The 7,989-nt window shown below is 61.3% G+C and carries 7 protein-coding genes and 1 tRNA gene; all 8 read right to left on the reverse strand.

What is annotated here, in order from left to right; translation table 11 throughout:
• Positions 1-8: 8 nt before the first annotated feature.
• Complete coding sequence (rpoB, locus tag ACF8ML_RS19155; RefSeq protein WP_016450391.1) at positions 9-4,121, reverse strand: DNA-directed RNA polymerase subunit beta; 4,113 nt, start codon at positions 4,119-4,121, stop codon at positions 9-11.
• Between the two features lie 277 nt (positions 4,122-4,398).
• A complete protein-coding gene (gene rplL, locus ACF8ML_RS19160) occupies positions 4,399-4,776 on the reverse strand; it encodes a 50S ribosomal protein L7/L12 (protein ID WP_012202441.1) in 378 nt (125 codons plus the stop codon).
• A 37-nt stretch (positions 4,777-4,813) separates the two neighbouring features.
• Positions 4,814-5,341 carry a 50S ribosomal protein L10 gene (gene rplJ / locus ACF8ML_RS19165; RefSeq protein WP_016450390.1) on the reverse strand — a complete coding sequence of 176 codons (528 nt, stop codon included), beginning with the start codon at positions 5,339-5,341 and terminating at the stop codon, positions 4,814-4,816.
• A 226-nt stretch (positions 5,342-5,567) separates the two neighbouring features.
• Positions 5,568-6,263 carry a 50S ribosomal protein L1 gene (gene rplA, locus ACF8ML_RS19170; RefSeq protein WP_016450389.1) on the reverse strand — a complete coding sequence of 232 codons (696 nt, stop codon included), beginning with the start codon at positions 6,261-6,263 and terminating at the stop codon, positions 5,568-5,570.
• Entirely contained in the window at positions 6,264-6,695 is a 432-nt protein-coding gene (gene rplK, locus ACF8ML_RS19175; protein ID WP_012202438.1) for a 50S ribosomal protein L11, read from the reverse strand.
• A gap of 140 nt (positions 6,696-6,835) precedes the next feature.
• Positions 6,836-7,420 (reverse strand): transcription termination/antitermination protein NusG, encoded by a 585-nt coding sequence (nusG, locus tag ACF8ML_RS19180; protein WP_016450388.1) that lies wholly within the window; start codon positions 7,418-7,420, stop codon positions 6,836-6,838.
• Entirely contained in the window at positions 7,420-7,803 is a 384-nt protein-coding gene (gene secE, locus ACF8ML_RS19185; RefSeq protein ID WP_012202436.1) for a preprotein translocase subunit SecE, read from the reverse strand. The genes nusG and secE overlap by 1 nt, the downstream gene beginning before the upstream one ends.
• 86 nt (positions 7,804-7,889) lie before the next feature.
• A tRNA-Trp gene (locus tag ACF8ML_RS19190) sits at positions 7,890-7,965 on the reverse strand.
• Positions 7,966-7,989 lie beyond the last annotated feature (24 nt).

Here is a 7,989-nt window from a genome sequence, read left to right on the forward strand (position 1 = left end):
TTCAATATTTAAGAACGCTCAAGCTCGATGTCGAGGCCCAGGGAGCGGATTTCCTTGACCAGCACGTTGAACGACTCGGGCATGCCTGCCTCGATGGCGTGCTCGCCCTTGACGATGGATTCGTACACCTTGGTACGGCCCACCACGTCGTCGGACTTCACGGTCAGCATTTCCTGCAGCACATAGGCGGCGCCGTAGGCTTCCAGCGCCCACACTTCCATTTCCCCGAAACGCTGGCCGCCGAACTGGGCCTTGCCGCCCAGGGGCTGCTGCGTCACCAGAGAGTACGGACCCGTGGAGCGGGCGTGCATCTTGTCGTCGACCAAGTGGTGCAGCTTCAGGTAGTGCATGTAGCCGATGGTGGTCGGACGCTCGAAGCGGTCACCGGTGCGGCCGTCATACAGGTAGGCCTGCGTGCGGCTTTCGGTCAGGCCCTTGCGCTCCTTCAGCTCTTCCGGATATGCCAGATGCAGCATGTCCTGGATTTCCTGCTCGGAAGCGCCGTCGAACACCGGCGTGGCAAACGGCACGCCCGTGGTCAGCGCCTGCGCCATGGACACGATCTCGTTGTCATCGAGCTGGGCCAGGTCTTCCTTGCGGCCGCGCGAGTTGTAGATCTCTTCCATGAAGGCACGGATTTCGGCGGCACGGGCTTCCTGCTGCAGCATGTCGCCGATGCGCTGGCCCAGGCCCTTGCCGGCCCAGCCCAGATGCACTTCCAGCACCTGGCCGATGTTCATGCGCGAAGGCACGCCCAGCGGGTTCAGCACGATGTCGGCAGTGGAGCCGTCGGCCATGTAGGGCATGTCCTCGACCGGAACGATCTTGGAGACCACGCCCTTGTTGCCGTGGCGGCCGGCCATCTTGTCGCCGGGCTGCAGGCGGCGCTTGACGGCCAGGTAGACCTTGACCATCTTGAGCACGCCAGCGGGCAGCTCGTCGCCCTGGGTGAGCTTCTTGCGCTTTTCTTCGAAAGCCAGGTCGAAGCTGTGGCGCGTCTGCTCCAGCGAGTTCTTGATGGACTCGAGCTGGGTGGCGACCTCGTCCTCTGCAGGACGGATGTCGAACCAGTGGAACTTCTCCACGCCGTCCAGGTAGGCCTTGTCGATCTTGGCGCCCTTGGCCAGCTTTTGCGGGCCGCCGTTGGCCACGCGGCCATTGAGCAGCTTCTCGATACGGTCGAAGGCGTCGGCCTCGACGATGCGCAGCTGGTCATTCAGGTCCAGGCGGTAGCGCTTGAGTTCATCGTCGATGATCTGCTGGGCACGCTTGTCGCGCTGGATGCCTTCACGGGTGAAGACCTGCACGTCGATCACGGTGCCTTGCGAGCCCTGGTCCACGCGCAGCGAGGTGTCCTTCACGTCGGAAGCCTTCTCGCCGAAGATGGCGCGCAGCAGCTTCTCTTCAGGCGTCAGCGTGGTCTCGCCCTTGGGCGTGACCTTGCCGACCAGCACATCGCCGGGCTGTACTTCCGCACCCACGTAGATGATGCCGGACTCGTCCAGGCGGTTGAGCTGCTGCTCGGACAGGTTCGGGATGTCGCGCGTGATTTCCTCGGCACCGAGCTTGGTGTCGCGGGCCATCACCACGAGTTCTTCGATATGGATCGAGGTGTAGCGGTCTTCGGCCACCACGCGCTCGTTGATCAGGATCGAATCCTCGAAGTTGTAGCCGTTCCAGGGCATGAAGGCGATCAGCATGTTCTGACCGATGGCGATTTCGCCCAGGTCGGTCGATGCGCCGTCGGCCACCACGTCACCCTTGGCCAGCTTGTCGCCACGCTTGACGATGGGACGCTGGTGGATGTTGGTGTTCTGGTTGGAACGCTGGTACTTGATGAGGTTGTAGATGTCCACGCCGACTTCGCCGGCCACGGCTTCCGCATCGTTCACGCGGACCACGATGCGCGTTGCATCGACATAGTCCACGATACCGCCGCGGGTTGCCGTCACCACGGTGCCGGAGTCCACTGCCGCCACGCGCTCGATGCCCGTGCCCACCATGGGCTTTTCGGGACGCAGCACAGGCACGGCCTGACGCGACATGTTGGCGCCCATCAATGCGCGGTTCGCGTCATCGTGCTCCAGGAACGGAATCAGCGAGGCAGCCACCGACACGATCTGTGCGGGCGACACGTCCATGTACTGAACGCGCTCGGCCGACACCAGGGTCGAATCACCCTTTTCGCGCGCCGACACCAGGTCGCCGATCAGGCGGCCTTCGGCATCCAGCTCGGCATTGGCCTGGGCGATGATGTACTTGCCTTCCTCGATGGCCGACAGGTAGTCGATCTCCATCGTGACCTTGCCGTCGGCCACGCGACGGTAAGGCGTCTCGATGAAGCCGTACTCGTTCAGGCGGGCGTACAGGGCCAGCGAATTGATCAGGCCGATGTTCGGGCCTTCAGGCGTTTCGATAGGGCAGACGCGGCCGTAGTGGGTCACGTGCACGTCGCGCACTTCGAAGCCTGCGCGCTCGCGCGTCAGACCGCCCGGGCCCAGGGCCGAGACGCGACGCTTGTGCGTGATTTCGGCCAGAGGATTGGTCTGGTCCATGAACTGCGACAGCTGCGACGCACCGAAGAATTCCTTCAGGGCGGCCGAAATCGGCTTGCTGTTGATCAGGTCATGGGGCATCAGCGGCTCTTGTTCGGCCTGGCCCAGACGCTCCTTCACGGCCTTCTCGATACGTGCCAGGCCCGTGCGGTACTGGTTCTCGGCCAGTTCGCCCACGCAACGCACGCGGCGGTTGCCCAGGTGGTCGATGTCATCGACCTCGCCCTTGCCGTTGCGCAGATCCACCAGGATCTTGACCACGGCCAGGATGTCCTCGTTGGACAGCACCATGGGGCCGGTGGCGCCATCGCGGCCGACCTTGGCATTGAACTTCATCCGGCCCACGCGCGAAAGATCGTAGGTGTCGGGGTTGTAGAACAGGCGCTGGAACAGGGCCTGCACGGCGTCCTCGGTCGGCGGCTCGCCGGGGCGCATCATGCGGTAGATGGCCACGCGCGCAGCGAACTCATCGACGGTTTCGTCGGTGCGCAGGGTCTGCGAAATGTAGGCGCCCTGGTCCAGCTCGTTCGTGTAGATGCACTGCAGATCCTGGATGCCGGCGCTGCGCAGCTTCTTGAGCAGGGACTCGGTCAGCTCTTCGTTGGCCTTGGCGATGATCTCGCCAGTGTCCGGATCGACGATGTTCTTGGCGACCACGCGGCCGATCAGGAAATCTTCGGGGACGCTGATGAACTTGGTGCCCGACTGCTCCAGCTCACGCGTGTGGCGAGCAGTGACGCGCTTGTCCTTGGCGACCACGACCTTGCCCGACTTGTCGGTGATGTCGAAGCGCGCGACCTCGCCGCGCAGGCGCTCGGGGACGAACTCCATCTGCGCGCCCGAATCCATGAGGCGGAAGTTGTCGTTGACGAAGAAATTGGCCAGGATCGATTCCGGCGTCAGGCCGATGGCCTTCAGCAGAATGGACACGGGCATCTTGCGACGACGGTCGACGCGGAAGAACAGCAGGTCCTTGGGGTCGAACTCGAAGTCCAGCCACGAACCGCGGTAAGGAATGATGCGTGCCGAGAACAGCAGCTTGCCCGAGCTGTGGGTCTTGCCCTTGTCGTGTTCGAAGAACACGCCAGGCGAGCGGTGCAGCTGCGAGACGATGACGCGCTCGGTGCCGTTGATGATGAACGAGCCCTTGTCGGTCATCAGGGGCACTTCGCCCATGTAGACCTCTTGCTCCTTGACTTCCTTGACCACCTTGGACTGCGAGGTCGAAGACTCACGGTCATAGATGATCAGTTGAACCTTGGCGCGCACGGCAGAGGCGAAGGTCAGACCACGGGTCTGGCACTCGCGCACATCGAAAGCAGGCTTGGCGAGGTTGTACTCGACGAACTTCATCTCCACAAAACCGTTGTGGGAGACGATGGGGAAGGCAGAGTTGAAGGCCGCTTGCAGGCCTTCGATGGTGCGTTTTTTGGGGGCTACATCTGCCTGCAAGAATGCGGTATATGCATCTTTTTGCATCTGCAGCAGGTAAGGCACTTCGAGCACGCTGTCGCGGCTCCCGAAGCTTTTGCGGATTCGCTTGCGTTCGGTGTAAGAATAGGCCATGAGATCTCCGGGCAAAGACATGAGTCCTGGGTCTGCGACGACTGCCCCACATGGAAAGCTCCCTGCGGGCTTGGCGGTTGGCCACTACCAACCATGGCTGACGGCGATGCGTTGCACATCGCCCGAACCAAGGCATCTTCTGCTGTCGGGTTGTCAGAAGACACTAGAAAACAGGCTGCTCCAGACCGCTTTCTAGTGTGCTCTATGGATACGCTCTCCACAAGCGCCAAAGGCTGGAGGCCCTTTTTCGGAGCCTCCAGCCCTTGAGGGGACTGAATTACTTCAGTTCAGCCTTGGCACCGGCTTCCACCAGCTTCTTCACAGCGGCTTCAGCGTCAGCCTTGGCAACGCCTTCCTTGACGTTCTTGGGAGCGCCGTCGACCAGGTCCTTGGCTTCCTTCAGACCCAGGCCGGTGATTTCACGCACGGCCTTGATGACGGAAACCTTGTTCGCGCCGGCTTCGGTCAGCACAACGTTGAACTCGGTCTTTTCTTCTGCAGCAGCAGCGCCGCCAGCAGCGCCACCAGCAGCGGGAGCGGCCATGGCGGCAGCGCTCACGCCGAACTTCTCTTCAATGGCCTTCACCAGGTCATTGAGTTCCAGGACCGTCATGCCGTCGAGCGCGGTCAGAAATGCGTCTTTATCGAATGCCATTTTGATTTCCTAACAATATTGGTTAACTGCCGCGCGCTCAGGCTGCGACTGCTTCGGCTGCCGGTTCTTCGGCAGAGCCTTCGCTCTTCTTTGCCGCCAGGGCGCCCAGCACAACGGCCGTACGCGAGATAGGCGACATCAGCAAGCCACACAGTTGTGCCAGCAGAACTTCCTTCGAGGGGATGTTCGCCAGTTGCTTCACACCGTTCACGTCCAGGGCCTTGCCTGCAAACGCACCACCGCGGATCACCAGCTTGTCGTTGGTTTTCGCGAAGTCGGCCACCACCTTGGCGGCAGCCACTGCGTCTTCAGAGAAGCCATAGATCAGAGGGCCGGTCATCTGGTCGGCGACAACGTCGAACTGGCTGCCAGCCACAGCACGGCGGGCCAGCGTGTTCTTCAACACGCTCAGGCTCACACCCTTGCTGCGGGCGTCAACGCGCAGTTTGGTCATGTCGGCGACCGTGATGCCGCGGTATTCCGCGATCACAAGCGTTTGAGCTTTTGCGGCGAGGCTGGTCACTTCATTGATGACCGCTTCTTTCTCACTGCGATTAAGACTCAAGGTCTACTCCTTCAAATGCACACTCGGGGCAGGCCCCTCATGCGCGCTCTTGTTGCAGCGACCAACTGTTTTGGAAATGCATCCATCTGCAGCGGGATCGCCATCTGCGTTGGCCCCTGAGGTTTAAGTGCCGCAAGGCACACCAACGGTCTTGGATGACCCGGCGCATCGCTGCGCCGGCCCACCACTGAGGCAGCCCGCAAGCCGCCTCAAGATTTCTTGGCTATCAGGCCGAGATGGTTTGCGTGTCGACGCGAACGCCCACACCCATGGTCGACGAAACAGCCACCTTGCGCAGGTACAGGCCCTTGCTCGAGGCGGGCTTGGACTTGTTCAGGGCGTCGATCAGCGCAGCCAGGTTGCCTTGCAGCTTCTCGTTGTCGAACGAGCGGCGGCCGATGGTGGCGTGGATGATGCCGGCCTTGTCGACGCGGTATTGCACCTGACCAGCCTTGGCGTTCTTCACGGCCGTGGCCACATCGGGAGTCACCGTACCCACCTTGGGGTTGGGCATCAGGCCGCGCGGGCCCAGGATCTGACCCAGCGTACCGACGACGCGCATGGCGTCGGGGGCAGCGATGACCACGTCGAATGGCATGTCGCCAGCCTTCACGCGGGCAGCCAGGTCGTCCATGCCGACCACGTCGGCGCCAGCAGCCTTGGCTTCTTCAGCCTTGGCGCCTTGGGCGAACACGGCCACGCGGGCGGTCTTGCCAGTGCCGTGGGGCAGCACGACGGCGCCACGAACCACTTGGTCAGACTTCTTGGCGTCCACGCCCAATTGCACGGCCACGTCGATGGATTCATCGAACTTGGCGGTGGCGGCTTCCTTCACCAGCGCCACGGCGTCGGCGAAAGCGTACAGCTTGGTGGACTCCACCTTGCCCTGGAGAGCCTTTTGCTTCTTGGTCAACTTGGCCATTTACACGCCCTCCACAATCACGCCCATCGAACGGGCCGAACCAGCCAGCGTACGCACGGCGGCGTCGACGTCAGCAGCGTTCATGTCCTTCAGCTTGGTGTTGGCGATCTCTTCCAGCTGAGCGCGGGTGATCTTGCCGACCTTGTTCTTCAGGGGGTTGGAGGAGCCCTTGTCCAGCTTGATGGCCTTCTTGATCAGCACAGTCGCCGGAGGCGTCTTGATGATGAAGGTGAAGCTCTTGTCGGCAAAGGCCGTGATGACCACGGGCAGGGGCAGGCCGGGCTCGACACCTTGGGTCTGGGCGTTGAACGCCTTGCAGAATTCCATGATGTTGAGGCCGCGCTGACCCAGCGCAGGACCGATCGGAGGAGAGGGATTGGCCTTACCAGCTGGCACTTGCAGCTTGATGAAGCCGACGATTTTCTTCGCCATTGAATGCTCCTTGCGGGTATAGCGCCGCCGGCCCAACCAACAATAGTTGCAGCCGGCAGCTCCCCGGGGGTTAAAAGACTCTTGCTGACACGCCCTGCACCGAGCCTAAAAATGCAGAGCCAGAGATTGTAAGCGGTAACTCAGGTTTTTTCAACCTGGGCAAATTCAAGCTCGACCGGCGTGGAGCGACCGAAGATCATCACCGAGACGCGCAGGCGGCTCTTTTCATAGTTGACCTCTTCGACCGAGCCATTGAAGTCCGTGAAGGGGCCTTCCTTGACACGCACCAGTTCGCCGGGCATGAATTCGATCTTGTGGCGCGGCTTGTCCGTGCCTTCCTGCATCTGGCTGACGATCTTGCGCACTTCCTCTTCGGAGATCGGTGCTGGGCGGTTCTTGGCACCACCCACGAAACCCGTCACCTTGCTGGTGTGCTTGACCAGGTGCCAGGTGTCGTCGTCCATGACCATCTCGACGAACACGTAGCCAGGGAACAAGCGGCGTTCGGTGGTACGGCGCTGGCCGTTCTTCATCTCCACCACTTCCTCGGTGGGAACCAGGATGCGGCCGAACTTGGACTGCATGTCCGAACGCGCGATGCGCTCGATGATGTTGCGCTCCACGGCCTTTTCCATGCCGGAGTAGGCATGGACGATGTACCAGCGCAGATCCGGATTGGCAGGCGTTGCCCCTCCGTCGTTCACACCTGTTTCGACAGCATCCATTACTTCCTCCAGCCCAAAATCAGGTCATACAGGACCCACTCCAGCGTCTTGTCCGTGAACCACAGGAACAAGGCCATGATGACCACAAAGCCGAAGACGTACAAGGTCATCTGCATGGTCTCCTTGCGCGTCGGCCAGACGACCTTCTTGACTTCGCGCCAGGCATCCTGCGCAAAGCTGACGAAACGCTTTCCGGGCTCGGAAACAAGGAACGTGCCAGCAGCCGCAGCCAGACCGACCAGCAGCACCAGCCACTGAACGATGGGACCTTGCTTGCTCAGCAGATAGAAACCTGCGATCGCAGCAACGACTAAAGCCGCGACTGCGGCAAGCTTGGCTTTGTCAGCTCCGGAGCTGACCGTTTCAACCTGAGTAGTGGCCATAATCCATTTCTAATGCGCATTTTTTGCGCAACGCCAAGACACCGAAGCCCGCTTTGGGGCGGGCTCGTTGCGATTCCACCATCAGGTGGCAGGGGCAGTAGGAATCGAACCTACAACCTTCGGTTTTGGAGACCGACGCTCTGCCAATTGAGCTATACCCCTACGAATCAATTAGGCAATGATCTT

The sequence above is a fragment of the Delftia sp. WSY_10 genome (genome assembly GCF_043104705.1).
GTDB lineage: Bacteria > Pseudomonadota > Gammaproteobacteria > Burkholderiales > Burkholderiaceae_C > Comamonas > Comamonas tsuruhatensis.

Coding starts and splice junctions, on each gene's coding strand:
- secE (WP_012202436.1), bottom strand. CDS start 7,803: ATGGCCACTACTCAGGTTGAAACGGTCAGCTCCGGAGCTGACAAAGCC.
- rpoB (WP_016450391.1), bottom strand. CDS start 4,121: ATGGCCTATTCTTACACCGAACGCAAGCGAATCCGCAAAAGCTTCGGG.
- rplL (WP_012202441.1), bottom strand. CDS start 4,776: ATGGCATTCGATAAAGACGCATTTCTGACCGCGCTCGACGGCATGACG.
- rplA (WP_016450389.1), bottom strand. CDS start 6,263: ATGGCCAAGTTGACCAAGAAGCAAAAGGCTCTCCAGGGCAAGGTGGAG.
- nusG (WP_016450388.1), bottom strand. CDS start 7,420: ATGGATGCTGTCGAAACAGGTGTGAACGACGGAGGGGCAACGCCTGCC.
- rplK (WP_012202438.1), bottom strand. CDS start 6,695: ATGGCGAAGAAAATCGTCGGCTTCATCAAGCTGCAAGTGCCAGCTGGT.